Source organism: Arthrobacter sp. 131MFCol6.1 (assembly GCF_000374925.1).
Lineage (GTDB): Bacteria > Actinomycetota > Actinomycetes > Actinomycetales > Micrococcaceae > Arthrobacter.
In genome coordinates this window covers 49,325-74,504 of sequence record NZ_KB895549.1, presented here as the reverse complement: position 1 = coordinate 74,504, position 25,180 = coordinate 49,325, and the positions used below count along the sequence as shown (strand labels likewise).

19 protein-coding genes are annotated in these 25,180 nt (G+C 67.2%); 9 read left to right on the top strand and 10 right to left on the bottom strand.

The window, feature by feature from the left end; genetic code table 11:
* Window positions 1-9: 9 nt before the first annotated feature.
* Genes C566_RS0115330 through C566_RS0115320 form a run of 3 tightly spaced genes read right to left on the bottom strand, consistent with a single transcriptional unit; the run spans window position 10 to window position 3,208 of the window.
* Window positions 10-1,419: a sugar nucleotide-binding protein gene (locus C566_RS0115330; protein ID WP_018775234.1), complete on the bottom strand. Its 1,410-nt coding sequence runs from the start codon at window positions 1,417-1,419 to the stop codon at window positions 10-12.
* A 3-nt stretch (window positions 1,420-1,422) separates the two neighbouring features.
* Window positions 1,423-2,421, bottom strand: coding sequence for a dTDP-glucose 4,6-dehydratase (gene rfbB, locus C566_RS0115325; RefSeq protein ID WP_018775233.1), 999 nt, complete (start codon window positions 2,419-2,421; stop codon window positions 1,423-1,425).
* A gap of 31 nt (window positions 2,422-2,452) precedes the next feature.
* Complete coding sequence (locus tag C566_RS0115320; protein ID WP_018775232.1) at window positions 2,453-3,208, bottom strand: glycosyltransferase family 2 protein; 756 nt, start codon at window positions 3,206-3,208, stop codon at window positions 2,453-2,455.
* A gap of 95 nt (window positions 3,209-3,303) precedes the next feature.
* On the opposite strand from C566_RS0115320, the gene C566_RS0115315 reads away from it, so the two are divergent.
* From C566_RS0115315 to C566_RS0115280, 7 genes are all read left to right on the top strand, one after another.
* Complete coding sequence (locus C566_RS0115315) at window positions 3,304-4,554, top strand: hypothetical protein (RefSeq protein WP_018775231.1); 1,251 nt, start codon at window positions 3,304-3,306, stop codon at window positions 4,552-4,554.
* Between the two features lie 123 nt (window positions 4,555-4,677).
* Window positions 4,678-5,430: a glycosyltransferase family 2 protein gene (locus C566_RS0115305; protein ID WP_043423040.1), complete on the top strand. Its 753-nt coding sequence runs from the start codon at window positions 4,678-4,680 to the stop codon at window positions 5,428-5,430.
* On the top strand, window positions 5,430-5,804 hold the full coding sequence (locus C566_RS0115300; protein ID WP_018775228.1) for a DUF2304 domain-containing protein: 375 nt from the start codon (window positions 5,430-5,432) through the stop codon (window positions 5,802-5,804). The genes C566_RS0115305 and C566_RS0115300 overlap by 1 nt, the downstream gene beginning before the upstream one ends.
* Before the next feature lie 9 nt (window positions 5,805-5,813).
* Window positions 5,814-6,701: a glycosyltransferase gene (locus C566_RS0115295; RefSeq protein WP_018775227.1), complete on the top strand. Its 888-nt coding sequence runs from the start codon at window positions 5,814-5,816 to the stop codon at window positions 6,699-6,701.
* Entirely contained in the window at window positions 6,698-7,633 is a 936-nt protein-coding gene (locus C566_RS21615; protein ID WP_018775226.1) for a glycosyltransferase, read from the top strand. Before C566_RS0115295 ends, C566_RS21615 begins: the two co-directional genes overlap by 4 nt.
* A 76-nt stretch (window positions 7,634-7,709) precedes the next feature.
* Window positions 7,710-8,573: a glucose-1-phosphate thymidylyltransferase RfbA gene (gene rfbA, locus C566_RS0115285; RefSeq protein ID WP_026266741.1), complete on the top strand. Its 864-nt coding sequence runs from the start codon at window positions 7,710-7,712 to the stop codon at window positions 8,571-8,573.
* Window positions 8,574-8,585: 12 nt separating this feature from the next.
* On the top strand, window positions 8,586-10,574 hold the full coding sequence (locus C566_RS0115280) for a DUF6541 family protein (RefSeq protein WP_155846901.1): 1,989 nt from the start codon (window positions 8,586-8,588) through the stop codon (window positions 10,572-10,574).
* Between the two features lie 72 nt (window positions 10,575-10,646).
* Here the strand turns inward: C566_RS0115280 and C566_RS0115275 are convergent, their stop codons facing one another.
* From C566_RS0115275 to glf, 5 genes are all read right to left on the bottom strand, one after another.
* Complete coding sequence (locus tag C566_RS0115275; protein WP_018775223.1) at window positions 10,647-12,806, bottom strand: acyltransferase family protein; 2,160 nt, start codon at window positions 12,804-12,806, stop codon at window positions 10,647-10,649.
* Window positions 12,807-12,936: 130 nt separating this feature from the next.
* Window positions 12,937-13,662: an ABC transporter ATP-binding protein gene (locus C566_RS0115270; protein WP_018775222.1), complete on the bottom strand. Its 726-nt coding sequence runs from the start codon at window positions 13,660-13,662 to the stop codon at window positions 12,937-12,939.
* The gene (locus C566_RS0115265; protein WP_018775221.1) at window positions 13,663-14,544 is read right to left on the bottom strand and encodes an ABC transporter permease; all 882 of its coding nucleotides are present in this window, start codon (window positions 14,542-14,544) and stop codon (window positions 13,663-13,665) included.
* 1 nt (window position 14,545) lies between these two features.
* Window positions 14,546-16,543 carry a glycosyltransferase gene (locus C566_RS0115260; protein WP_018775220.1) on the bottom strand — a complete coding sequence of 666 codons (1,998 nt, stop codon included), beginning with the start codon at window positions 16,541-16,543 and terminating at the stop codon, window positions 14,546-14,548.
* A complete protein-coding gene (glf, locus tag C566_RS0115255) occupies window positions 16,540-17,727 on the bottom strand; it encodes a UDP-galactopyranose mutase (protein ID WP_018775219.1) in 1,188 nt (395 codons plus the stop codon). The genes C566_RS0115260 and glf overlap by 4 nt, the downstream gene beginning before the upstream one ends.
* Before the next feature lie 304 nt (window positions 17,728-18,031).
* Between glf and C566_RS21610 the strand changes: the two genes are divergently transcribed.
* Complete coding sequence (locus C566_RS21610) at window positions 18,032-22,519, top strand: FtsK/SpoIIIE domain-containing protein (RefSeq protein ID WP_051082333.1); 4,488 nt, start codon at window positions 18,032-18,034, stop codon at window positions 22,517-22,519.
* On the opposite strand, the gene C566_RS0115245 is transcribed toward C566_RS21610, so the two are convergent.
* Window positions 22,487-22,882 carry a hypothetical protein gene (locus C566_RS0115245; protein WP_018775218.1) on the bottom strand — a complete coding sequence of 132 codons (396 nt, stop codon included), beginning with the start codon at window positions 22,880-22,882 and terminating at the stop codon, window positions 22,487-22,489. The genes C566_RS21610 and C566_RS0115245 overlap by 33 nt on opposite strands.
* A 404-nt stretch (window positions 22,883-23,286) precedes the next feature.
* Here C566_RS0115245 and C566_RS0115235 point away from each other — a divergent pair, with 404 nt between their 5' ends.
* Complete coding sequence (locus C566_RS0115235; RefSeq protein ID WP_003804966.1) at window positions 23,287-23,535, top strand: WhiB family transcriptional regulator; 249 nt, start codon at window positions 23,287-23,289, stop codon at window positions 23,533-23,535.
* A 165-nt stretch (window positions 23,536-23,700) separates the two neighbouring features.
* Here C566_RS0115235 and C566_RS0115230 read toward each other — a convergent pair whose 3' ends face one another.
* Window positions 23,701-25,170 (bottom strand): sensor histidine kinase, encoded by a 1,470-nt coding sequence (locus C566_RS0115230; protein ID WP_018775216.1) that lies wholly within the window; start codon window positions 25,168-25,170, stop codon window positions 23,701-23,703.
* Between the last annotated feature and the right edge of the window lie 10 nt (window positions 25,171-25,180).

The window sequence follows — 25,180 nt, the reverse complement described above, 5'->3', positions numbered from 1 at the left end:
GCCAATAAATCAGGAACCGAGGTAGTCGCTCAGCCGCTCAGCCGCGGAGGGCACGGTGAACCCGGTGGCCTTGATCTTGTCCAGCGTGAGGGCGCTGTTCAGCGGCCGCGGCGAGACGGCCTTGCCCTTGAAGTACTCCTCGGTGCTCACACCGGTCACGGCCTCCCGCGGTTTGCCGGAGAGTTCGTAGACGTCCGCGGCGATGTCCGCCCAGGACTGCTGCTCGCCGTCGTTGCTGAGGTTGTAGACGCCGTACTCGGCGCCTGATTCCAGCAGGTGCCGGATGCCGGCGGCGATGTCTTCGGTGAAGCTCAGCCGCCCGATCTGGTCGTCAACCACTGACGGTTCGATGCCGCGCTCGGCCAGCGAGGCCATGGTGCGGACAAAGTTGTTGCCCTCACCGATCACCCAGCTGGTGCGCACAATGTAGTGCCGGGGCACCACACTGACGACGGCGTCGCCCGCGGCTTTGGTCTGGCCGTAGACGCCCAGCGGCGCCACCGGCTCCGATTCGTCGTGCGTGGCGCGCGTGCCGTCGAAGACATAGTCCGAGGACACGTGCACCAGGGTGAGGTCGTGTTCGACGGCGGTGCGGGCCAGCCGCGCCACGGCCGTGACGTTGACCGCCCAGGCGGCCGCGCGGCCCTCGGCCGACTCGGCGGCATCCACCGCGGTGTAGGCCGCGGCGTTGATGATCGTGGAGTAGTTCTTCCAGTTCCGTCCGGCAAAGGCGTCCTCGCTGCCGAGGTCAAACTCGTCCCGGCCGGCAAACTCAACGGACGGGTCGCCGTCGTACTGCCGGCGCAGCGCCTTGCCGAGCTGGCCGTTGGCGCCGACCACGAGGACCTTCTTCGGCGGCATCGGCGTGACGTCCGCCAGGCGCGGGTGTGCCTTGTCCTTGTCCGAGAGCTCGGCCTGGTCCAGCGGCACCGGCCAGCTGATGGCCGCGGTTTCGTCGGCGAGGTTCAGGAACGTGTACTGGCCCTGGGCGTCGGCGGACCAGTGGTCGTTGACGAGGTAGGTGTAGGCGGTGTTGTCCTCCAGCGTCTGGAAGGCGTTCCCCACCCCGCGGGGAATGAAGATGGCCTGGCTGGGGTCCATCTCGGCGGTGAACACGGCGCCGAAGGTCGGGCCTTCGCGCAGGTCCACCCAGGCGCCGAAGATCCTGCCGGTCGCCACGGAGATGAACTTGTCCCACGGCTCGGCATGGATGCCGCGGGTGGTGCCGGCGGATTCGTTGAACGAGATGTTGTTCTGCACGGGACGGAAGTCGGGCAGGCCAAGCGCCACCATCTTTTCCCGCTGCCAGTTCTCCTTGAACCAGCCCCGGTTGTCACCGTGGACGGGAAGGTCGTAGAGGACGACGCCGGGGATCGGGGTTTCGTGCGCTGTGAGCTTCTTCGAGAACTCGATCGACATAATCTACTGGCCTTGTTCCTTGTACTTCGCTTCCGTGGCGGCCTTCTGGGGCCGCCACCAGTCCTCGTTGTTCCGGTACCAGGCGATGGTGTCTTCGATGCCGGCCTCGAAGTTGGAGAACTGCGGCTCCCAGCCGAGTTCCTCGCGCAGCTTGGAGGAGTCGATGGCGTACCGCATGTCGTGGCCGGGCCGGTCCACCACGTGGTCGTAGGCATCCGGCGCCTGGCCCATGTGCTTGAGGATCAGTTCGACGACGTCCTTGTTGTTCTTCTCGCCGTCGGCGCCGATCAGGTAGGTCTCCCCGATCCGGCCCTTGGCGATGATCGCCAGGACAGCGGACGAGTGGTCGTTGGCGTGGATCCAGTCGCGGACGTTCTCGCCTTTGCCGTACAGCTTGGGACGGATGCCGTCGATCACGTTGGTGATCTGGCGCGGGATGAACTTCTCCACATGCTGGTACGGGCCGTAGTTGTTGGAGCAGTTGCTGATGGTGGCCTGCAGGCCGAACGACCGCACCCAGGCTCGGACCAGCAGATCCGAGCCCGCCTTGGTGGAGGAATACGGGCTGGAGGGGTTGTAGGGCGTGCTCTCGGTGAACCGCTCCGGGTCATCGAGCTCAAGGTCGCCATAGACCTCGTCGGTGGAGATGTGGTGGAAGCGCTTGTTGTGCTTCCGTGCGGCCTCGATCAGGGTGTAGGTCCCGATGATGTTGGTGTCCAGGAACGGGCGCGGATCATGCAGCGAGTTGTCGTTGTGGGATTCCGCGGCATAATGCACCACGACGTCGGACCCGGCAACCAGGCGCTCCACCACAGCGGCGTCGCAGATGTCGCCCTGCACCAGCGTGAAGCGGTCCGCCGGCAGGCCCGCCAGCGACTCCACATTGCCCGCGTAGGTGAGCTTGTCGAGGACCGTGACGTGGTGGTCGGTGTTCTCCAGTACGTAGTGGACGAAATTGGAGCCGATGAATCCGGCGCCGCCGGTGACGAGGAGTTTCTGCATGAGGCCAGCTTACCGAAAGGCCGTTGCCGGCTCAGACCCGCCGGCGGGTCCTCCGGAGGGCTTCGACCATGAGCCGGACCAGCATCACGCGGGCCGCGACGATCTTCGGCAGCGACCGCAGGCCGGCAGGCGTCTGGTTCGATTCGTGGATCCGGCGGTAAATGGTCGACTCGTCAAGGTGGGTTATCGATCCGGCGACATTGCCGCAGATGGCCAGCCAGAGATCGTGTGATTCCCGGACGTAAGCGGGAATCGGGGTGAAGTAGCGGGCAGCCTCCCGGCGGAAGGCCATGCCGCAGCCGTAGTAGGCCCGGTACCCGATCAGGATGGCGAACAAGTTTGCCAGGTGCCGCCGCGAGTCCGCGGACTTCAGCCGCGGAATCCAGGGCCGGCTCCCGCCGCCCAACATGTCGAAATTGCTCGCGACCACCAAGGAACCGGACAAGGCAGCGAGCATCAGCTCCAGCCGTCCCGGAATCCAGACATCGTCCTGGTCGGACAGGAACACGTACTCCCCCCGGCTCAGCCGGATCGCCTCCTCGAAGCTGCGCACGTACCCCCGGTTGACAGGCGAGCGGACCAGGCGGATCCGCGGATCATCGATGCCCTCCACGATCGCGGCAGTCTCATCGGGGGACGCATCATCGACCACGACGAGCTCGTCGTCGGGACCCAACTCGGCGAGGATGGACGCTATCTGCTCCCGAACAAAGGCCGCACCCTTGTAGGTGGCCATGCACACGCTGGCCCTGATCTTCGGCACGCCGGGGCCATTCTCGTCGTTCATGCGAACCACTCTAGGCGACTCCCGCGCCAGGGGCCGGTGCAGGGCAATCGCGTATCATCGTTAGGTCAAGCCCCCCAGCACGAGGACCGCACCGCATGAGACCCGTTCTGTTCAGGCTTGCAGGCTTCACCCTGTTGCCGCTGCTGGCGCTGGTCCTGCCGTTCCTGCTCCTGCCGGTCGTTTCGCGCGTCGTGGGGGCCGCCGGCTGGTCCAGCATCACCTCCGGCCAGGCCATTGGCATCTTTGCGTCCACCATCATTCTCTGGAGCTGGAACATCTCCGGCCCGGTCGAGATTGCCCGCGCCGGCGCCTTCCCGCTGCGGGCGGCCCTGTATTCCAGGAGCGTCCGTTCGCGGATCCTGCTCGCGGTGATCGTCCTGCCCGTCATGAGCGTGATCGTCGCGCTCGTGGCCCGTGAAGGTTTCCGCCTCGACGCCATCACCATGGCCTGGGCCACGGCGCTGACCGGATTCTCGCCCGCCTGGTACGGCATCGGCACCGGCCAGCCCCGGATCCTCGCCGTCTACGACACGCTCCCCCGTTTCTTCGCGGCCATCCTCAGCGCCCCGGTCATCCTGCTCACCGGACAGGTCTGGACGTACGGGCTGGTCTCGGTCATTACGACGCTGGTGGCATTGGTCGCGTTCCACCGCCGGTTCGGCGAACCCCGGACCTGGCTGCCCCGGAGCCCGCGGAAGGTCGTGCGGGAGATCGTGCCCACCGCGGGCACGGCCGGCATCAACTTCACGGGAAGCGCCTACGGCTCGTCCCCGGTTCCGATCGCCACCGCGACGGTGCCGTCGGCCGCAGCCACGGCCGGTTTCGCCTCGGCGGACTCTATCTACCGCCTGGGGCTCTTCACGATCGTGGCGCTCGGCAACACGTTCCAGGGCTGGACCCTGGAACACGACGCCGCCGACCCGCGCCGCCGCCACTTCGTGGCCATGGCTGCCCACGCGGTCCTGGGGCTTGCCGGCGGGATCTTCCTGACGCTGTTCGGCCCGTGGGTCTCCGGGGTGATGTTCGGCGAAGCCGTCCGCGCGGACACCCTGACGTGCCTGTTCTACGGGGTGTCCTTTTTCTTCATCTCCTCATCAACGCCCCTGATCCGGAACGTGCTGATCCCCGCCCAGCGCCAGAAGTCGGTGCTGTTGTGGACCGCGGTTTCCGCCGTCGTCGGCGTGCTGCTCATGGTGGCGGCCGGACTGGCGGCCAACGTTCCCGGCGTCGCCCTGGGCATGGCCGTGAGCGAAGCCCTCCTGTTCCTTGGCCTGCTGCGTCCCTCCCTCCGGATCCTGCCCGCGGGCGCCCGCGGCCGGGGCCGGAAGGTAGGATCAGCAGCGTGATCGACAGATGCCCGCGCCCGGTCGCCGCCGTCAACGCCGCATTCCGCCGGGTGATCACCAATCCCGAACCGGACGCCGCCCACTCCGTCAGCCGCCTCCGGGCCGTTGATATATTGGAGAACTATGAAAATTCTTGACTCGACCCGTGTGCTGGTCATAATGCCGGCGTGGAACGAAGCCGAGTCCGTGGGGAACACCGTCCGGGAAGTGCTTAGTGTCGGCCGGCCCTACGATGTCCTGGTGGTCAATGATGGCTCCACGGATGCCACCGCGGCGGTCGCGAAAGACGCCGGCGCCACCGTCCTGACGCTGCCGTTCAACCTGGGGGTCGGCGGCGCCATGAGGGCCGGCTTCAAGTACGCCCAGCGCCTCGGTTACCAGCGCGTGATCCAGGTGGACGCCGACGGACAGCACGATCCCCGCAATATCCACGAGGTCCTGGCAGGCCTGGAGCACGCCGACATCTCCATCGGCGCCCGCTTTGCCGACCGCGGCGACTATTCGGTCAGCGGCCCGCGCAAGTGGGCCATGCAGCTCCTCGCCAAGGTCATCTCAGCACTGGCCAAGACCCGGCTCACGGACGTGACCAGCGGCTTCCGGGCCGCGAACGGCCGCGCCATCAACCAGTACCTGGACCACTACCCCGCGGAGTATCTGGGCGACACCATCGACTCCCTGGTGGTGGCGATCCGCTCCGGCTGCCGGGTGACCCAGGTCCCGGTGGAAATGCGCCCGCGCCAAGGCGGTACTCCCAGCCACAACCCCGTCAAGTCCGCCGTCTACCTCGGCCGGTCCGTCTTCGCCCTCATGTTCGCCCTGACCCGAAAGCGGTCCACCATTTCCGACCCCGCGCTGGCCGCCAAAGGAGCCGTCTAATGGGCAACTGGCCCGCCTTTTTCCTTGCCCTGGCGATCGTCGGCGTCGTCTTCGAGATGCTCCGCCGGAAGAAGCTTCGCGAGAAATACGCAGCACTCTGGCTCTTCGTCGGAATCGGCACGCTGGTTCTGGCCGCATTTCCGAGCCTGCTGACGATCGTGGCCGAACGCGTCGGCGTCCAGCTGCCCTCCAATCTGCTGTTCATCATCAGCATCCTGCTGCTGCTCGGTGTCTGCCTGCACTTGTCCTGGGAACTGTCCGTGGTGGAGGACGAGACGCGCACCCTCGCGGAGGAAGTGGCCATCCTCCGGACCATGGTCGAGGGCATGTCCGCCCAGGACGGCGACGCTCCGGCGACGCCGACGACGAAGTAGGAGGCCCCGGTGGCACTGGACATCTTTATCCCCTACTGGGGCGACGTTAACTACATGAAACAGGCCGTCGACAGCGTCCTGGCCCAGACCAGCCCGGACTGGCGCCTGACGGTGGTTGACGACGCCTACCCGGGCGACGACGTTAGACGCTACGTCGAAGCCGCGGACGACCCCCGGATCACCTATATCCGCAAGGAAAAGAACGAGGGCATCACCGAGAACTTCAGGACCTGCGTCTCGCTGGCCAGCCAGGACGTCCTGGTGGTCATGGGATGCGACGACCTTCTGCTGCCGAACTTCGTGGACGTCGTGCTGCGCGCCCACGCCGAATTCCCCGACGCCTGGATTATCCAGCCCGGCGTCCAGATCATCGACGAGGACGGCAAACCCTCCGTCCCCCTGGTGGACATCGTCAAACAGCGGCTGGTCAAGCCGCGCGGCACCGGGTCGCGGCTTGTGGGCGGCGAGCGGCTGGCGGTAAGCCTCCTGCACGGCGACTGGCTCTACTGGCCCTCCCTGGCCTTCCGCCGCGACCGGATCCGGGACTATGACTTCCGTGATGGCTTCCCCGTCATCCAGGACCTCGCCCTCGTCATGGACATGGTGCTTGGCGGGGCCGAACTGTTGATCGTCCCCGATATCTGCTTCGAATACCGCCGGCACACCAGCAGCGCGTCGTCCGCGAAACTCGTCGACGGGTCCCGGTTCATCGGTGAGCGCGACTTCTTCGACTTGGCCGCGGCGCTGTGCACGGCAAAGGGCTGGCGCAAGGCGGCCCGCGCCGCCCGGCTGCGGCTCACGTCCCGTGCCCACGCACTCCTGATCCTCGCCGGCACGCTCCGGCAAAGTGCCTCCGGGACGCTCGGCATCCTCCTGCGGCACTCCTTCGGAAAGTGAGCGATCCCCACGTGACTGGCGAGTCCCCCGTCCCTGCCACGGGCGCCACCGGCGTCACCGGCGTCGTCACCGCATTCCGGCCGACGGCGGCGCTGATCGGCAACGTCGAATCGCTGCGGGAGCAGGTGGACGCCGTCGTGGTGGTTGACGACGGCGGCGGCCCCGGCTACGAGCCGATCTTCGCCGCGCTGGCCGCGGCCGGCGCAGAAGTGGTGCGCCTCCCGCAGAACGCTGGCATCGGCGCCGCCTTGAACGCCGGCATCCGCACGGCCCGCCGACACGGCAACCCGGACTACATCCTGACCGTGGACCAGGACTCGCTTCTGCCCGCGGGCTACGTGCAGGCCCTGCGCCGCGCCGCCGCGGACGCGCGGGCGGCCGGCGTCGAGCCCGGCCTCATCTCCCCGTCCAGGATCCACGGAAACCCGGTGCTGCGCGCCGGGACCCGGAACGGCGTCGCCCTGGGCCGGGAGCCGATCCAGTCGGGCCTCCTGATCCCGGCCGGCACGCTGGACGTCCTTGGCGGGTTCTGGGAAGAGCTCTTCATCGACCTGGTCGACACCGAGTACTACTACCGCGCACTCGCTGCGGGCCTGCCCACCATCCTCGCGGCGGCAGAGTTCGACCACTCCCTCGGGACGATGGTGGAGGCCAAGGTGTTCGGCCGGCCCGTCGCGGCGGGCGGCCGCCCGCTGCAGGTGCGCACCGCCGCGACCTGGCGCTACTACTACATCTTCAGGAACCGCCTCGTCACGGGCCGCCGGTACGCGGTCCGGTATCCCGCCTGGGTGGCCGGCGGTATGTGGGGCGATCTGCGGCATCTGCTGATCGTGACCCTGCTGGCGCCCGGCCGCTCCGCCCGGCTCGGCTCGGCGCTCCGCGGTACCGCCGACGGCCTCCGCGGCCGGACCGGGCGCCGGCATACGGCCTGACACCGCCCAGGAGGCCGGGCCGCCGGGCCTTCCACGGGTTTGGCCGAGTGCAGACCGGTAGGAGAGGATGTATACCATGCGCGGAATTATTCTTGCCGGCGGGACCGGTTCTCGTCTCCATCCCATCACCCACGGCATCAGCAAGCAGCTCGTCCCGGTTTACGACAAGCCGATGATCTACTACCCGCTGTCGACGCTGATCCTGGCCGGCATCCGGGACATCCTGATCATCACCACCCCGCATGACGCCGAGCAGTTCAAGCGCCTCCTCGGCGACGGTTCGCAGTTCGGCATCAGCCTGAGCTATGTCCAGCAGGCGTCCCCCGACGGACTGGCCCAAGCCTTCATCCTCGGCGAGGAGCACATCGGCAACGAGACTGTCGCCCTGGTGCTGGGTGACAACATCTTCTACGGCCAGGGGATGGGAACCCAGCTGCGCAAGCATGAAAACATCGACGGCGGCGCCGTCTTCGGCTACTGGGTCAAGAACCCCAAAGCCTACGGTGTCGTGGAGTTCGACGACGCCGGCCAGGCCGTCTCGCTGGAGGAAAAGCCGGAGCGGCCCAAGTCCCACTACGCCGTCCCCGGCCTGTACTTCTACGACAACGACGTCGTCGGGATCGCCAAGGATCTCAAGCCCTCGCCCCGCGGCGAGCTGGAAATCACCGACGTCAACCGGACCTACCTCGAAAGGGGCAAGCTCCGCGTCGAAATCCTGCCCCGCGGCACCGCCTGGCTGGACACCGGAACCTTCGATGACCTCAACGACGCGTCGAACTTCATCCGCACGGTCGAGAACCGGCAGGGCCTGAAGATCGGTGCCCCGGAGGAAATCGCCTGGCGCCAAGGCTTCCTGAACGATGACGAACTCCGCCAGCGCGCCGAGCCGCTCATCAAGAGCGGGTACGGCGCGTACCTGCTCGAACTCCTGGAGCCGTAACCCTCCATGTGGATGTCCGTCTTACCGCAGGTCCTGATCGCCTGCGCTGTCTTGATCCTGCCCGGGCTGATCATCTCCGTTGCCCTGCGGTTCAGGGGATTCAGCGCCCTGGCGCTTGCCCCCGCGTTGACTGTCGGTGTTGTGGTCATCACCTCCACGTTGGCCCCGTTCCTGAAGGTGAGGTTCGGGCTGCTCCCCGTGGCCGCGGTGGCGGTGGCTCTGTCCCTGCTCGGTTTGTGGGCGGCGCGGTTCCGTCCCTCCGGCCCGGCCGCAACCGGCCTGAACCCGCTGAGGGTGCCGGACGTCCGCGGCGACCTCGCGGCGCTGGCCGGAGCCGTCATCGCCGGAGGGCTCCTCGCCGTCCACAGCGTCCACCTCATCGGCAGCCCGCAGGCCATTTCCCAGACGTATGACGCCGTGTTCCACCTGAATTCGGTCAGGTTTGCCCTGGACACCGGCCAGGCGTCGTCGTTGACCCTGGGTGCCATGACCGGCGGCGGCGCCTACCCGGCCGGCTGGAACGCTGTAGCCACCCTCGTCGCCATGGCGACGGGCGCGAGCGTCCCGCTCGCCGTCAATATCACCAGCATCGTCCTCGCTGCCGTCTTCTGGCCGTTGGGGTGCCTCCTGCTGGCGCGGTCCGTGGTGGGGGGACGCCCGGCCGCCCTGGTCGCCGCAGGCATTGCGGCGGCGTCGCTGGGTGCCTTCCCGCTGCTCATGATGGACTTCGGGGTCCTGTATCCCAACCTGCTGGCCATTAGCGTCCTGCCCTCGAGCGTCGCCCTGGCAGCGGCGTGTGCCGGGTTGACGCCCGGACTTGTCCGCCGCGATCTCGCCTCGATACTGGCCCTGCTGCTGGCGCTCACCGGCCTGATTGTCGCCCATCCCACGACGTTCATGGCCTGGCTGACGTGGACGCTGCCCATGGTGGTGACGCTGGTGTGGCGCTCTGCGGCTGCCCTTCGGCGGAAGCAGGCCCGCGCCCGCTCGTACGTTTTGAGGCTGGCGCTGCCGGTCGCCGGGTACGCCGTCGCTTTCGACCTGCTGTGGACCAATCTGCGCCCACCGCCCGAGGCGTCGTTCTGGGGCCCGTACCAGAGCATTCCGAAGGCCATTGGCGAAGCCGTCACCATCTCCCCCGACGGCCTCGCACTGGCCTGGCTTGTGGCACCGCTCGTATTCCTCGGCCTCTGGGCCTGCTTCCAGGACCGCTGGCAGCGGGTGTGGATCGCAGGCGTCTTCGCATTGTTCACCTACTTGTTCGTTGTGGTCTCCGGCTTTACCAAGTCGGAAACCCGGGACTTCCTCACCGGCGTCTGGTACAACGACAGCTACCGGATTGCCGCCCTGCTGCCGCTGGTTGCGGTCCTGCTGGTCGCCGTCGGCGTTGACTGGGCAGGGCGCCGCATCCTGGCGATGCGCGGCCGGTCGAAGGCCATCGAGCTGGCCCTGGACGGCTCTCCGCGCTGGGGGCGCGCCGGAACGGCAGCCTACCGGTCCGTGGGCATCGCCGCCATCGTGCTGGCCGCCATCGCACTGGGACAGCAGGGCGGCCTGGAGCTGGAGGTCGAGCAGGGCTCAAGAAACTACAGGCTCGCCGCCGATTCGCCGCTGGTCTCCACCGACGAACTCCAGCTCATGAAGCGCCTGCCCCAGACTGTTCCCGAAAATGCGCTGCTGATCGACAACCCGTACACCGGTGCGGCGCTGTCCTACGCGCTGGGCGAGCGCAAGTCCGCCCAGCTCCATGTCATGAGCTACGTCTCCCCGGATGTTCAGCGGATCTACGATTCGATCGGCAATGTGACGACGGACGCCAGCGTGTGCCAGGCGGTCCGGGCGGCGAATGCCTACTACATCCTGGACTTCGGCCCGGTCGAAGTCCACGGCGGAGACCACACTCCGGCCGGCCTGCGCAATCTCGCAGCGAACCCCGGCGTGCAGCTCATCGACAGCCAGGGCGAGGCGAAGCTCTACAAAGTCACCGCCTGCGGGAACTGAACCCAGCAGCCTGCCCTGCCGCCGCGGGGCAGGTTCCGCAGCCTGCCCCGGCGCCCGCCCCGCGGCCGTGGGCTAGAAGCTGAGCTGCCGGGCCAGCGCCGGTGCCAGCGTCTTGGCAAAGGTGTTGGTCATATGGTTGTCCCGGTACACGAGCACGTTGCCGATGACGGCCGGGCAGATTCCCTGCCGGCAAAAGTAGGCGGACATATCAAGAACCTCGACGCCGGGCACGAGTGCTCCGGCCAGCTGCAGGGGGTCTGCGGCGGCGTCGGATGCCGTGAACTGGCACTCGGGCGCATCCCGTCCGTTGACCTGAACGCAGTCCGGCGCCGAAAAATCCGGATACGGCGTGTCAGGCACCACAGCCACGCGGATCCCGGCTTCCCGGAGCGGCTTCAAGAGCTGGACGTAGCCTTTGACGAGTTGTTCCGGGCTGCCCCACGTCCAGTTGAGGGCTTCGCGGTAGCCGGCCGGCGCCATTCCCGATACCACCACCAACCGCGGCCGCACCTGCAGGATGCGCAGCAACGTGGCCTTGTTCTGTTCGGAGCAACTGCGGTACACCGTGGTGCCATTCATCGCCGGCGCTGCCGTGAAGGGGCAACCGTTCCGGACCATGGCCTGCACCTTCCAGCCCCCGGCTGCGCCGGCAATCACGAGCGGATCCACGTACTGCGCGGCGTGTGAGTCCCCGACGACGACCACCGTTTGGGTGGCGTCCGGCGCGCCGAAGACGCATTGGTCGGCCCCGGTGACGGCCGGATTGAATTTCCCGCACGTCTCCGTCCAGGTCAGGGGCACATCCTTCATGGCGACGGCGGGATCGGGCCGGACGGGCACGCCGTCGGGGACGGCGGCGGGCCGGACGGGATCAAACGCCGTCGCGCCAGGATAGTCGCGCAAATCCAAGGCCCCGCTCAGCTGCTGCGACTTGGCTTCGACGACGCCCCACGGCACCGCAGCCGCCACCGTCGACGCCACGAGCAGTCCTGCCGCCAGGACGAAGGCGTTCCGGCGCAGCAATCCCGACCGTCCAGGCCGCGGCGACGGCCCCTGGACGGCCGGCGCGTGCCGGAACTTCTGCTCGACGAGGTGGTACGAGGCGGCCGCCAGCGCCAGGCTGATGGCCACCATCGCGGTGCCCTGGAAGACGCCCGGGGCCCGGCCGAGGTGGAAGACGTAGAACACGACGACGGGCCAATGCCACAGGTACAAGGAGTACGAAAGATCACCGATGTAGGTCACTGGCCGCAGGCTGAGGACCCGGCTTGCCGAGTAGCCGACCGGGCTGCCCGGAGTGGCCGGTCCGGCCGCCGGCGAACCGGCTGTGAGCAGCAGGAATGTCCCCGCGACGGGCAGGAGGGCGATGCTGCCCGGGAAGTCCATCGCAACGGAGAGGGCCATCGCGGAAAAGACGATCACGCCCAAACCGATCCAGCCCGAAAGCCACGCCCGCACCGGGCCCAGGCGCAATTTGGGAATCAGCAGGGCGCCGATGCCCCCGGCGCCCAGCTCCCAGATCCGCGTAGTGGTCGCAAAGTACGCCATGTCGTGCTGGGCGGACGAGAAGACGACGCTGTGGACGAAGGACGCCACCGACACCACCACCAGGATCCATAAGGAGACGGTTTCGATCCGGAGGCGACGTTTCACCGTGACGGCCACTCCCGCCAGCAGGATGACAGGAATGATCAGGTAGAACTGTTCCTCCACCGCCAGGGACCAGAAGTGCTGCACCGGGGACACCAGGGCGGTCGCCGCGGCGTAGCTGTCCACGCTGAAGGCCTGGTTCCAGTTCTGCACTTGCAGGGCGGACATGATGACGTCCAGGGAAATGGACTGCCAACGGTTCTGCGGGAGCAGGACCACGGCGCCCAGCATGGTCGCCAGCAGAACCGTGGTGGCAGCGGGCAGCAGGCGCCTGATCCGTTTCGCGTAGAAGATGGAGAGCCGGATGCGTCCGGTACGCGCCAGTTCCTGGACGAGCGATCCCACGATCAGGAAGCCGGAGATGACGAAAAAGACGTCGACGCCGACAAAGCCGCCGGGGAGAATACCGGGCCAGACGTGATATATGATCACCATGCCCACCGCCAGGGTGCGCAGCCCCTGGATGTCCAGTCGCCGGCCGTTCCTTCCCGCGCTGGAAGCGCCCGCAGGGCCGGCGGGGCCGGTACGCTCGGGGGAACCCTGGGGCTGGGGCAGGACAGCCGCCGACGGCAAAGAGGTCACGGTTCTCTTTCTGTGTTCAAACAACGTCATCGTTATTTTGCGCTATGTGCGCTTGCCGGGAACCTGAAGGGACCATGTCCAGTGGACATGGTCCCTTCAGCTGCGCTGCCGTCACCGGCTGCGGTACCGCCTAGGCCCGCAGCCGGGCAACGGCCTCATCAATAGGTCCGTCGAATAATACGTTGCCATGCTCGAGATAGACACCCCGGGCGCAGATGCGCGACACCAGGTCAAGGTCGTGGCTGACAACCACCAGTGTCTTGCCGTGCCCGGCCAGCTCCTGAATCTTGGCTATGCACTTGCGCTGGAACGGTTCATCTCCGACGGCGAGGATCTCGTCGATCAGGAAGACCTCGGGGTCGGTGTGGACGGCCACGGAAAACGCCAGGCGCAGGTACATGCCGGACGAATAGAACTTGACTTCCGTGTCGATGAATTCGCCGATCTCGGAGAATTCGACGATCGCGTCGAAGCGTTCGTTGATCTGCTTCTCCGTCATCCCCAGGATCGCTCCATTGAGGTACACGTTGTCGCGGCCGGACAGGTCAGGATGGAAACCCGCCCCCACCTCGATCAGCCCGGCCACGCGGCCACGCGTATACACGCTGCCGGAATCCGGGAGCATCACGCCGGAGATGTGCTTGAGCAGGGTGGACTTGCCGGAGCCGTTGAGGCCGAGCAGCGCCACGGTCTCCCCCGTTTCCACCATCAGGGAGACGTCCTTCAGGGCGTGGAACTTCTTGGAAAGATCACCCTTGCGGCCCTTCACGAGCCAGACAACCGCCTCTTTGATGGAACGGGTGTGGCGGAGCACGAACTCCTTGCTGACATTGGAAACTTCAATCGCGTTTGCCATTTAGAGCTCCTGGGCAAAGCGGCCTTCAAGCCGCCGAAAAGTTAGCTGTCCCAGAGCCAGGACCACCAGCGAAATGACCATGCCGACCGGCAGCCACAGACTGAACAGGTTCGGCGGCATCGCGGCCGAACCGTCAGTTGTGGGGTACCAGAAGGCATAGTGGAACAGCTCGACGCCCACCGTGATGGGGTTTGCCTGGTAGAGGGCGAAGAACCCCGGGCCCAGCTTTGATTCCACCATCGTCCAGGAGTACATGACGGGCGATGCCCAGGTCGCCACCATCAGGAGCATGTCAACGAGGTTTTCCGAATCACGGAAATATACGTTGGCGGCCCCGAACAACAGCCCGAGCCCAGTGGCCAGGAAGCCCACAATGGCGAAACCGCCTACCGCAGCCAAGAGCTGGAACGCGTCCGGATGCCACCCGGCAACGACGCATCCGATCACCAGGACAACGAGCTGGGGGAAGAAATGCACGGCCGACACCCAGACCGACGCCACCGGAAACAGCTCCCGGGGAAGATAGATCTTCTTGATCAGGTTGCCGTTGTTCACGATCGATCGCGCGGAGTTCCCGAGGGCTTCGGAGAAGAAGTTGATCAGCACGATTCCGGAGAAGAGATACACGGCATAGTTCGAGAGGCCGTCCGGGTTGCGTGCACTGCGTTCCAGGCCCAGGAAGACGCCCAAGGCCACATAGAACACGATGAACTGCACGGCGGGCTTCACATAGGACCAGAGGAGACCCAGAACGGAGCCGCGGTAGCGGACTTTCAGTTCCTTCCGGACCAGCAGTTTCAGCAGAAAACTGGACTGGCGAAGATCCCGAAATCCACCACCGAGACCCGGGCGGGTCAATTCCCCGGAAATCGTGGTTGTCACGCTATTTCACTTCACTCTGGGTGTGTTCTTCGAAGATTTTCTTCCAGGAATCCAGGGACGTGAGCTCCGGCATCGCCGCCTTGTACTGCTTGCTCAGCGACTGCCAGTCCTTGAGCAGGGCAGCGTGCAGGCGGCTGCTCTCGGTGAGCATCTCCCTCACACGCTTAGGGTCGCGCTTGTACCAGGAAGCGCCGGTTCCCTCGGCGTTGGAGACGATGGCGCTGTCGAACTGCGCGATCCGCCACCAGCGGTTGTCCTGGTGCGCAATGTTGGTCTGCGGACGTTCCGCACTCGTCTTGGTGACCGGGCGGAACAACTGGCGTGCGACCGTCTTGGCAGCCCAGGGAAGGAGGGTGACCCTGGACGGCTGCGACACGCCGTGCCCGCGGCGCGGCGGCTTGTCCATCTTGGGCGTCGGGAACTCGTCCGCGTCGGCCCGGAAAATCGAGTCCGAGTAGCCCGCCATCATCTTACGGATCTCGGGCAGCTTCGAGGGCAGCAGGTCCGGCAGATCGGCCGGGCCCTTGAGAACATCCTCGAGCGCCCAGCCGCGGCCGTGCGCGGTCGCGTACTGCATCGACACGAGGTGCTTGATGTCGGCATACTGCGATTCGCGCACCACGCGGCCGCCGTGCTCGTAAGGGCTGTGGAGCAATGCCGCCACGATCCGGTTGCGGGCATGGAAGTAGGCCTGCCAGCCGACGAGGTCGTCCTTGTCGATCCAGGACACATGCCATACGGCCGAACCCGGCAGCGAGACTGTCGGGAAGCCGTGCGCCTTGGCGCGCAGCCCGTATTCCGAGTCGTCCCACTTGATGAAGAGCGGCAGCGAGAGGCCGATTTCCCGGATGACCGAGGTCGGGATCAGGCACATCCACCAGCCGTTGTAGTCCACATCGCAGCGGCGGTGCAACCAGGAGGTCTGGCGCAGGTTCGAGGACAGGAAATCATGCCCAAGGACCATGTCCTCGCTCGGCAATGACGGCTGGAAGCGGTAGGGGTTGACCACCTCGCCGAACGTGTGGAGAACCGTCCGGTTGTACAGGTCGAACATGTGGCCGCCGACGATCGTCGGGGTCTTGCAGCGGTCCGCGAACGTGAGCAGGCGGATGATGCTTTCAGGCTCCACCACGATGTCGTCGTCCATGAGCAGGACGTAGTCGCTGCCGTTTTCGACGGCCTCGAACATGCCCCGGGCAAAGCCGCCGGAGCCGCCGAGGTTCGACTGGTTGATGATCCGCAGCTTGCCGCCAAGCGACTCATGGACTTCGGCGAAACCGTCCGCGTCCTCGACCTTCTGCGTGCCCTGGTCAACCAGCAGGATTTCCTGGACATGCTTGAGGGCATCGGGGTTCTCGGCCAGCAGCCGAAGGTTGTTGAGGCAGAAGTCGGTCTTGTTCAGCGTCGTGATCTGCAGGGTGACAGAACCGGGCGTGCTCTCAACAGCGGGGCCCTGCCATTCGGCGTCGACCATCACAAGCGGTTCGGAGCCTGCCACGAGGTCGAACCAGTACCAGCCGCCGTCACCGAAAGGCGCAAGGGACAGCTCGAAGGTGTTCTCGGCCGAGCCCTCGACGCGCCGTGTGTCGACACGCTGCAGGGACCCGCGGGCGTTGGACTTGTAGACGATGACCGATCCGGCGCCCTGGGTGCGGACCTGAAGCCGGATTTTGTCCACGGTCGTCCAGCGCCGCCAGTAGCTCGCCGGGAAGGCGTTGAAGTAGCTGCCGAACGAGACCCGCTCCCCCGAACGGACCTTGGTGGAGCTGCGGGACAGGAAGTCCTCAACGTGGGCTTCCTTGGTGGAGCTGCTGAAGGACTGTGCCCTGGCCTTCTTGCCGTCGCCGCTGCCAACCGTGGGAAGCTGGATGCCGGTCGCGGTGCCCATGTCCATGTACAGGGGGACCGTGTCCATCTGGCTGGCGTTGGGCAGGATGACCCGCTGGAGGGTGTCCCACTGCTGGGCGGACTCTACCTGGGTGTCGGTTGCGGCGCTCATGCGTCCACTCCCCCGCTTTCAATCTTGGCGCCGCCCTCGAAGTGCGGGCGGATCTTGTTGTCGAACATGGTCAGGGCCGAGCCGATCGCCATGTGCATGTCCAGGTACTTGTAGGTACCGAGGCGGCCGCCGAAGAGGACATCCTGCTCGGCCGCGGCCAGGTCGCGGTACTTGAGGAGCCGATCGCGGTCCGTGGGCGTGTTGATCGGGTAGTAGGGCTCGTCGCCCTTCTCCGCGGCGCGGGAGAACTCGCGCATAATGACGGTCTTCTCCGACTGGTAGTCGCGCTCCGGGTGGAAGTGCCTCGGTTCGATAATGCGGGTGTACGCGACGTCTTCGTCGTTGTAGTTCACTACCGATGTGCCCTGGAAGTCCCCGACGTCGAGCACCTCTTCTTCGAAATCGATGGTGCGCCAGGACAGATCGCCTTCGGCGTAGTCGAAGTAGCGGTCGACGGGTCCGGTGTAGACGACCGGGATGTTGCCGACCACCTTGCCCTTGCTGTACTCGTGGGACTCATCGAAGAAGTCCGTGTTGAGCCGGACCTCGATGTTGGGGTGTTCGGCCATCTTTTCGATCCACGCCGTGTAGCCGTTGGTCGGAAGGCCCTCGTACTTGTCGTTGAAGTACCGGTTGTCGTAGTTGTAGCGCACCGGAAGGCGGGAGATGATGCCCGCGGGCAGGTCCTTCGGATCCGTCTGCCACTGCTTGCCGGTGTAGTGCTTGATGAACGCCTCGTAGAGCGGGCGGCCGATCAGCTGGATGCCCTTGTCGTTCAGGTTCTGCGGATCGGTGCCGGCCAGTTCGCCGGCCTGCTCCTTGATCAGTTCCTGGGCCTGCCCGGGGGTGAGGTTGGCCCGGAAGAACTGGTTGATCGTGGCCAGGTTGATGGGCAGGGAGTAGACCTCGCCCTTGTGCACGCCGTAGACCTTGTGGACGTAGTTCGTGAACGTCGTGAAGCGGTTCACGTACTCCCACACGCGGTCGTTGGACGTGTGGAAGAGGTGGGCACCGTAACGGTGCACCTCAATGCCGGTCTGCTCTTCCTTTTCGCTGTAGGCGTTGCCGCCAATGTGGTGCCGGCGGTCGATGACGACTACCTTCAAGCCCAGCTCAGTGGCGGCCTGTTCTGCGATTGTCAGGCCGAAAAAGCCCGACCCTACGATGACGAGGTCAGCGGTCACAAACTCTCCTGGTTCGAATGCGGGCAGCGCAATGTTGTGCATTGTCTGCTGGTCTAGCCTACCTGAGACCCGGCGGGTACCGGCGAATCGCGCCTCGCCCCACGGTCCGATACCACCCCCATAACGGGTCCGGGAGCCCCGCCTGGCGGAGGTAGCCACGCCGCTCCGAAGCGTTTTCCACATGGATCATTTTCCCGGGCGCGGCCGGGGCGGAGCATCCCTACTGTGGAACCGGGCCTGTGGAACCGGGCCTGTGGAACCGGGCCTATGGAACCGGGCCGCCGCACGGGAAAGGAGGTCGCGGATGATTTACCACTGCACTCTCGTGCCCAGCACCCTGATCCAGAGCGCGCCCGCGGCGGGTTCGATGCCGGACGGGCAGCTCATTGAGCTGTCCGTCGAGGTCCCCGACCCGTGCCCGGGCGCGGACCTGGAGGCTGCCGTCGCCCGGCGCTACGGGACCGGTGGGCTGTCGGTCCGGGGAGCGCCGGTCGCCGCCATGACCGTTGGCGTGCCTCCCCTGGTCCAGGGTGCCGTACTGGTTGATACGGCGGTGCTGGTTGGGGGTGCCGGGCTGGCTAAGGGGGCGGGGCTGGTTGAGGGCGCTGGGCTGGTTGAGGGTGCAGGGCTGGTGAGCGGATCGGTCGCGGCATTCCGCTCCGGGCCGGGCAAACCGGACACTGCCACGTTGCTGCTCGCCGTGGACAGCGGTCCCGGCGCGGGCATGCTTGTCGCGCTGCGGCGGGGACGGTTCCGGATCGGACGCGGCGGCACCGAGATCGTGATCCCTGATGCTGCGCTCTCCCGGGAGCACGCGCGCCTGGACGTCGCGGACTCGGACGTCACGATCCAGGACCTCGGCAGTGTGAACGGCACCAGCGTCGATGGCCGGAAAGTGCGAATGGCCCCGGTGACGACGGCGTCCTCGATCCGCTGCGGCGATTCCACCATCTCGCTCCGACTCGGGCCGCCGGGCGTACCCGGTGCTGCGGGGGATACCGTGACATCGCTGGCCGGCTCCAGCGTTGCCGCGCCGCTGGTTGTCCGCGGCGCCGCCGCCCCAGGCCACCGGGCCGCCGTGGCGCTGGCCGCGGTGCTGCCGCTCCTGGTCGGCGTCGGCCTGGCACTTCTTACCGGCATGTGGATGTTCCTGGCCTTCACCGCAGTCTCTGGCGTGTCCGTCCTCGTCCCGTTCCTTGCGGGCCGTCGCCAGCGCCGCGAGCTCCATGCCGCTGTGGCGGAGGCCGCCCTGCAGGACCGGGAACGTCGCCGGCAGGCCGCACCGTCCGCGGCGGACCTGACCATTGGTTGCGCGGCCGCGGTACCCCCGGCGGCCCGTGCACGTCACGGGGAGCCGCCGGATATCTGCCTGCGGCTGGGGCTGGCGGACCAGAGGGCGAATATCCGGCTTGAACCACCCGACTCCGGCTTCCGGCCACCCCCGCTCGGCCAAGTGCCCCTGACCTTGGACCCGGTCCCGGCAGTGGTGACTGTCCACGGCCCCGCGCCCGCGACGGCCGGGCTGATGCGCTCGTTCATCCTGCAACTGGCCGCCTATCCTCTGGCGGGCAGCACCCGCCTGCTGCTGCACGGCCCGGCGGACACGGTGCCGTTGCCAGCGCGTTTCCTGCCCGGCGTCACACTGTCCGCAAATGACGCCACCACCGCGGCCCTGCTCGCTGCCGGTCCGGGCGGTCCCGGCAGTACCGGCGATCCCGGGAGTCCGGGCGCTCCAGGCGGACCGGGCGATCCGGGAGGTCCTGCGGGTCAGGGCAGTCCGGGCGGTCCCGGCAGTACCGGCACCGGTGGTCCGGGTCCGGGCGAGGGCTTCGACGGGGGGTTCCTCATTCTTTGGGACACTCCGGCGCGGTCCGGCGCCCCGCCCGGGCCGGACGCTGCCGGCGCCCCGACCGGGCCGGGCGCTGCCGGCGCCGGCCCGGCATTCAGGGCAATGGCGGCGGCACACGGGTGGAAGGTGATCGAGTGCTCGCCGGAGCCGGGTCCCGGCGTGCACCCCGGCATTGTCCTCGGCCGGCGCGGTGCCCTGATCAGGACTGGGTCCCTGCCCCTGGACTTCGTCCCGGATCTGGTCCCGGCCGAGGTCTTTGACCGCTTTTGCCGGGGGTTCAGTGCCACACGGCGCACGCCGGCGACTCCCCCGCCGGCCATCCCGCAGCACTGCAGCCTGGCCGACGTCCTTCCCCTCTCGGCATCGGACATCTCCCGGCGCTGGTCCCGGAGCGGCACGGAGGCCGGGCTGGGTACGCCGGTCGGCGCGGCGATCCGGGGGATCGTGCGGATCGATCTAAAGGCTGACGGTCCGCACTTCCTGGTCGCGGGGACCACGGGTTCCGGGAAGTCGGAGTTCTTGCGGACTCTTGCCGCCGGCCTCGCGGCCAGCCATCCTCCGGACCGGGTCAACCTGCTCTTCATAGATTTCAAGGGCGGCTCCGGCCTGGGCCCGCTCACCGGCCTTCCGCACTGCGTCGGCATGCTAACCGATCTGGGCGCCACACAGGTGGAGCGCACACTGGTTTCCCTGCGGGCCGAGGTCCGGAGGAGGGAGGAGCTGCTCGCCCGGGCCAATGCACCGGACCTCACAGCCTACGAGGCGTCACCGGCCGCCGGACCGCCCGTCCCCTATCTGGTCATCGTCGTTGACGAGTTCAGGATCCTGGTGGACGAAGCGCCCGGCGCCCTCTCCGAACTCATGAGGATTGCCGCCATCGGCAGGTCATTGGGGATCCATCTCGTCATGGCCACCCAGCGCCCGCAGGGAGCCCTGAACGCCGACATCAGGGCCAATGTCACCACCTGCATCGCGCTCCGGGTCCAGTCCGGCTCCGAATCGTTCGACATTATGGGCTCCGGGCTTGCGGCCGCCATTCCCATTGGCCGCCCCGGGCGGGCGTACCTGATCCGCGGTGCACAAGCTCCGGAGGAGTTCCAGACGGCCGCCCTGACGCCCCGGACCGCCCCGCAGGCAGAGGGAACAATCACGGTTCGAACGGTCACGGACGAGCTGACGCGGCCACCGGCAGCCGCAGGTTCCCGCGGCGGCGGCTCCGGCGGACGCGACGCTGACGACGGCGCGGCCCCGACACCGGTCCCGGTTCCTGTTCCGACTCCGGCACAGGGAACGGCCGCGCTCATCGACTCCGCTATAGCCATCTGGGAGGATCTTGGCGCGCGGCGTCCCCGCCGGCCGGTGGCAGATCCCCTGCCGGCCCTGCTGCCGCATCCAGGTCCCGGGCACGCCGAGCGGGACACAGTCCGGCTGGGGCGGGTGGACCTGCCGGAACTCCAAGGCGTCGCGGAGCTGGGCTGGAGTCCTGCCGTACACGGGCATCTGGGCCTTGTCGGCGCTGAGGCCGGCGCCGGCGATCCTGTATTGGCCCTCGCAGTCGATCAGCTCCTGGCCGGCAGCGTCGAGTCGCACCTGTACATACTTGACGCCACCGGCGCTTTCAGCGGCGCCGCGGCGGAGCCCCGGGTCGGCGCGGTGGCCGGGCTGCAGGAAGTGCGCCGGGCCGCCAGGGTGTTGCGGCGGGTCGCCGAAGAAGCCACGTCACGGCTGGGGACGCCGGCGGGCGGGCCGCGGTCCGGACTGGTCCTGGTGCTCAGCGGCTGGGGCGCCTGGGTTTCGGCATTCCGGTCCGGCCCGCTGGCCTGGGCCGAAGACCTCGTTCATGACATCGTGCGGGACGGTTCCCGGGCAGGGATCACTGTCATCGTCTCGGGCGGGCGTGAGCTCGTGACCGCGAGGTTCTTCGCTGGCCTGCCCAACCGGATCTTCTTCCCTTTGGGGTCTACCGACGAAGGCCGGCTTGCATGGCCGCGGCTTCCGGCGCTGGAACCCGTCCCCGGCCGCGTGGCCGTGTTCGGCGCCTTTGTTCCCACGCCTCTGGCGACCGGGCATGCGGCCCAGCTGTTCGAACCAGCAGCCGCGGGCGGGCGGCACGCCACGGGTGCAGCCGTCTCGACGAGTCCCTTCCGGGTGGACGCGCTGCCTGGGTTGGTGACCGTGGACGAGGTGCTGGCCCAGTGCGGCAGCTCCGGTCCAGGGCAGAGGATTCCGGCGCCTGCTGCCGGGTCCAGCGCCTTGCCCGGCACCGCGGACGTCCCGGTCCCGGCGGCCGCGTTGGTCCTCGGGGTCGGCGGCGACGAACTCCGGCCGCAACAGATTCAGTTGCCGCCCGGCGGCGTCCTCGCGGTCCTCGGCGGCCCCGGCTCGGGCAAAAGCACGCTGCTGGCTGCGCTGCCGGGGATGAACCCCGCTTGCGCCTGGCTCGCGCCGCGGCCGGGGACCGATTCCGGCCAGTACTGGTCCGGACTCCACGCCAGCGCGCTCGCAGGCACCCTGGACCGGTCAGCGATTGCGCTCGCAGACGACGCCGATCTGCTCTCACCCGAGGCCAACAGGGCCCTGGCGTCCCTGAACAGTCTGGGCTGGAGGGTGATCCTCACCGCGGGATTTGGCCCGGCCTTTGGGCAACGGGTGGATCTAGCCGCCACCGTGCGTGGCCAGGGACGGGCGGTCCTGATACGTCCGCGGGGGCCCATGGACAGTGAGCCGTTCGGGGTCCGGTTCGATCCGGAGCACAGTCCCCCGCCGGGACGCGCCGTCATCATTTCCGACGGCCGCGCGACGCCGGTCCAGCTGGCTGCGCCCCGCCCTGCCGTCCGGCCGGAGTCTCTCCGGTCCAACGGCGGGGCCGAGCGCATCTCATCTGGGCGGCACGCCGCACGGGACGGACCGCTACAGGGCGGGCGGGGCTCCGGCTGCCCGTGAGGCGAACGCTATGACCCGCTTGTCGAACAGAAGCACGATCGCCGTCACAGCGGGGATCAGCATGGCCAGTCCGGCCACGGGATAGCCGCCGGTCAGGGTGGGGAAGCCGATGGTCAGCAGGAAGAGCTGGGCCACCAGGGCACCGGCCCGAGTCCAGCGGAACCCTCGCAGCAGGAAGCGGGCGACGGCAAAGAGCCAGACGGAGAAGGCCAGCAGGAGGCAGAGCGTAAAGACGGCACCCCAGAAAGAGAGCACTGGCGCCCCGGTCAAAAGCTGGGTCCCGTACCAGATGGCCGCCACGAGCAGCGCCGCGGCTTCCAGTGCCACGATCACGGCGATGACAACAATTCCCCGTGGCCGCACAGGGCTTCCGGCAGGGGCTTCGCCCGGATTCCGCAGCGTATCTGCTGCGGGATGCCCGCCGGCATTTTCACGGAGACTGTCGCCGGGGTTTTCGCGGGGATTCTCACCGGGGTTTTCGCCGGCATTTTCACGGGGGTCTTCAGGGTTCACAGGGGGCCTTGACACACTGGCACACTACCGGACATAGTCGTCTAGATGTGAGGACTCCGCCACTGAATGTGATGCATCGCTCACGGTCTCGAGGCATCTTGGCCTCAATTACCCCTTGTTTACACAGCGTTAACATGACACGCTTAATCCAGATGACCGAGGGGGCCCCAATGGGCCCTTTTCTTATGAAGCCTCTAGTGAATAATTTCACAAAGGCATTTAACGAGTTCCCAGGAATGGAGTGACTGATCAGCATGGATTGGCGTAACCGCGCAGCCTGCCTTGACAAGGACCCGGAGCTGTTTTTCCCCGTAGGAAACACCGGCCCTGCCCTCCTGCAGATCGAGGAAGCGAAAAGTGTTTGCCGGCGCTGCCCCGTCGTGGACACCTGCCTGCAATGGGCATTGGAATCCGGCCAGGATGCCGGAGTGTGGGGCGGCATGAGCGAGGACGAGCGCCGCGCCCTCAAACGCCGCGCAGCACGGGCACGGCGCGCCTCCTAAGCCTGCTGCCGGAGTGCCGGCAGCCATCGTCCTACCCTGCAGCAATGGCCGCGGACCCACAGGTCCGCGGCCATTCTCCGTTTAAGCCCACGCCAGCGCGTTAAGCCGGCGCCAGCGCGGCGCCAAGCTGTCAATGCGGCGCCAAGCTGTCAATGCGGCAAGCTGTCAGCGCGGCGTCAGGCTCAGGACAATCTGGACTGCCGTTCCCCCGCCATCCCTTCCCTGCCAGTGGATGGTGCCGCCGAGTTCACTCATGACCAGTGTGCGGACAATCTGCAGGCCCAGGCCCTCGACATACGGCGTGTCCGGCAGTCCGACGCCGTCGTCCTCCACTGTCACGGTGAGAAGTTCATCCCCGTCCTCGCTCTCAGACCGGTCGGCGAGCAGCCAGACAGTGCCGGTCCTCCCCTCCAGCCCGTGCTCGACGGCGTTCGTGACCAGTTCGTTGATGACGAGGGCCAGCGGGGTGGCGAAGTCGCTCGGCAGTTCGCCGAAGAGGCCCGAACGCTGCGTCTTGACCTGCTGAGAAGGCGAGGCAACCTCGGCCGAGAGCCGGAACTGGCGGCCGATGAGTTCGTCAAAATCAACGCTCTGCGTCAGGCCCTGCGAGAGCGTCTCATGCACGAGGGCAATGGTCGCCACCCGCCGCATGGCCTGCTCGAGTCCCTGCTTGGCCTCGTCACTGACCATGCGCCGCGACTGCATCCGCAGGAGGGCCGCGACAGTCTGCAGGTTGTTCTTCACCCGGTGATGGATTTCGCGGATCGTGGCGTCCTTGGTGACCAGCTCCATCTCCCGGCGGCGCAGCTCCGAGACGTCCCGGCACAGGACCAAGGCGCCGAAGCGCTGCTGTTCGTCGCGCAGCGGGATCGCGCGCAGCGAAAGACTCACGCCGCGTGACTCGATTTCACTGCGCCACGGCATCCGGCCGGTGACGACGAGCGGCAGTGTTTCATCGACCATGCGCCGGTCCCGCAAAAGCCCGGCAGTAACCTCGGCCAGGGACCGGCCCTCGAGCGACTCGCCGTCGCCGAGGCGGCGGAACGCCGAGACCCCGTTGGGGCTGGCGTACTGCACGATCCCCTCGGCGTCGAGCCTGATCAAACCGTCACCCACGCGGGGAGCGCCCCGGCGCGAGCCCGTGGGCGACGCGAAGTCCGGCCACAGCCCCAGGGTTCCCATGCGCAGCAGATCGTACGCGCATTGCCGGTAGGTGAGCTCGAGCCGGGAGGGCATCCGCGAACTCGAAAGGTCCATGTGGGAGGTCACGATCGCCAGGGTACGGCCGTTGCGGACCATCGGGACTGCCTCAACCCGCAGCGCCATGTCGCTGCTCCAGTTGGTCTCGTTGGAGCGCTCGATCGCGCGGCTCTCCCACGCCTTGTCGACCAGCGGCTGCAGGTCCGACCGGATCCCCTCCCCCACGAAGTCGGCGTGGAACACCGTGTGCGTGGTGGAGGGGCGGACGTGGGCCAGTGCCACATAGCCGAACTCCGGATGCGGAAACCACAGGGCAAGGTCGGCGAACGCGAGATCGGCGACCATCTGCCAGTCGCCGACCAGGAGATGCAGCCATTCGGCGTCCCCCGGGCCGAAATCAGCATGTTCCCTGATTGGGTCCGTAAAGATTGCCACAGCACCTCCA

What these genes read in the sequence shown, in the direction of transcription:
- C566_RS21610 (WP_051082333.1), top strand. Translation starts at nt 18,032, where the DNA reads ATGATTTACCACTGCACTCTCGTGCCCAGCACCCTGATCCAGAGCGCG.
- C566_RS0115330 (WP_018775234.1), bottom strand. Translation starts at nt 1,419, where the DNA reads ATGTCGATCGAGTTCTCGAAGAAGCTCACAGCGCACGAAACCCCGATC.
- C566_RS0115315 (WP_018775231.1), top strand. Translation starts at nt 3,304, where the DNA reads ATGAGACCCGTTCTGTTCAGGCTTGCAGGCTTCACCCTGTTGCCGCTG.
- C566_RS0115320 (WP_018775232.1), bottom strand. Translation starts at nt 3,208, where the DNA reads ATGAACGACGAGAATGGCCCCGGCGTGCCGAAGATCAGGGCCAGCGTG.
- rfbB (WP_018775233.1), bottom strand. Translation starts at nt 2,421, where the DNA reads ATGCAGAAACTCCTCGTCACCGGCGGCGCCGGATTCATCGGCTCCAAT.
- rfbA (WP_026266741.1), top strand. Translation starts at nt 7,710, where the DNA reads ATGCGCGGAATTATTCTTGCCGGCGGGACCGGTTCTCGTCTCCATCCC.
- C566_RS0115260 (WP_018775220.1), bottom strand. Translation starts at nt 16,543, where the DNA reads ATGAGCGCCGCAACCGACACCCAGGTAGAGTCCGCCCAGCAGTGGGAC.
- C566_RS0115300 (WP_018775228.1), top strand. Translation starts at nt 5,430, where the DNA reads ATGGGCAACTGGCCCGCCTTTTTCCTTGCCCTGGCGATCGTCGGCGTC.
- C566_RS0115305 (WP_043423040.1), top strand. Translation starts at nt 4,678, where the DNA reads ATGAAAATTCTTGACTCGACCCGTGTGCTGGTCATAATGCCGGCGTGG.
- C566_RS0115235 (WP_003804966.1), top strand. Translation starts at nt 23,287, where the DNA reads ATGGATTGGCGTAACCGCGCAGCCTGCCTTGACAAGGACCCGGAGCTG.
- C566_RS0115270 (WP_018775222.1), bottom strand. Translation starts at nt 13,662, where the DNA reads ATGGCAAACGCGATTGAAGTTTCCAATGTCAGCAAGGAGTTCGTGCTC.
- C566_RS0115280 (WP_155846901.1), top strand. Translation starts at nt 8,586, where the DNA reads ATGTCCGTCTTACCGCAGGTCCTGATCGCCTGCGCTGTCTTGATCCTG.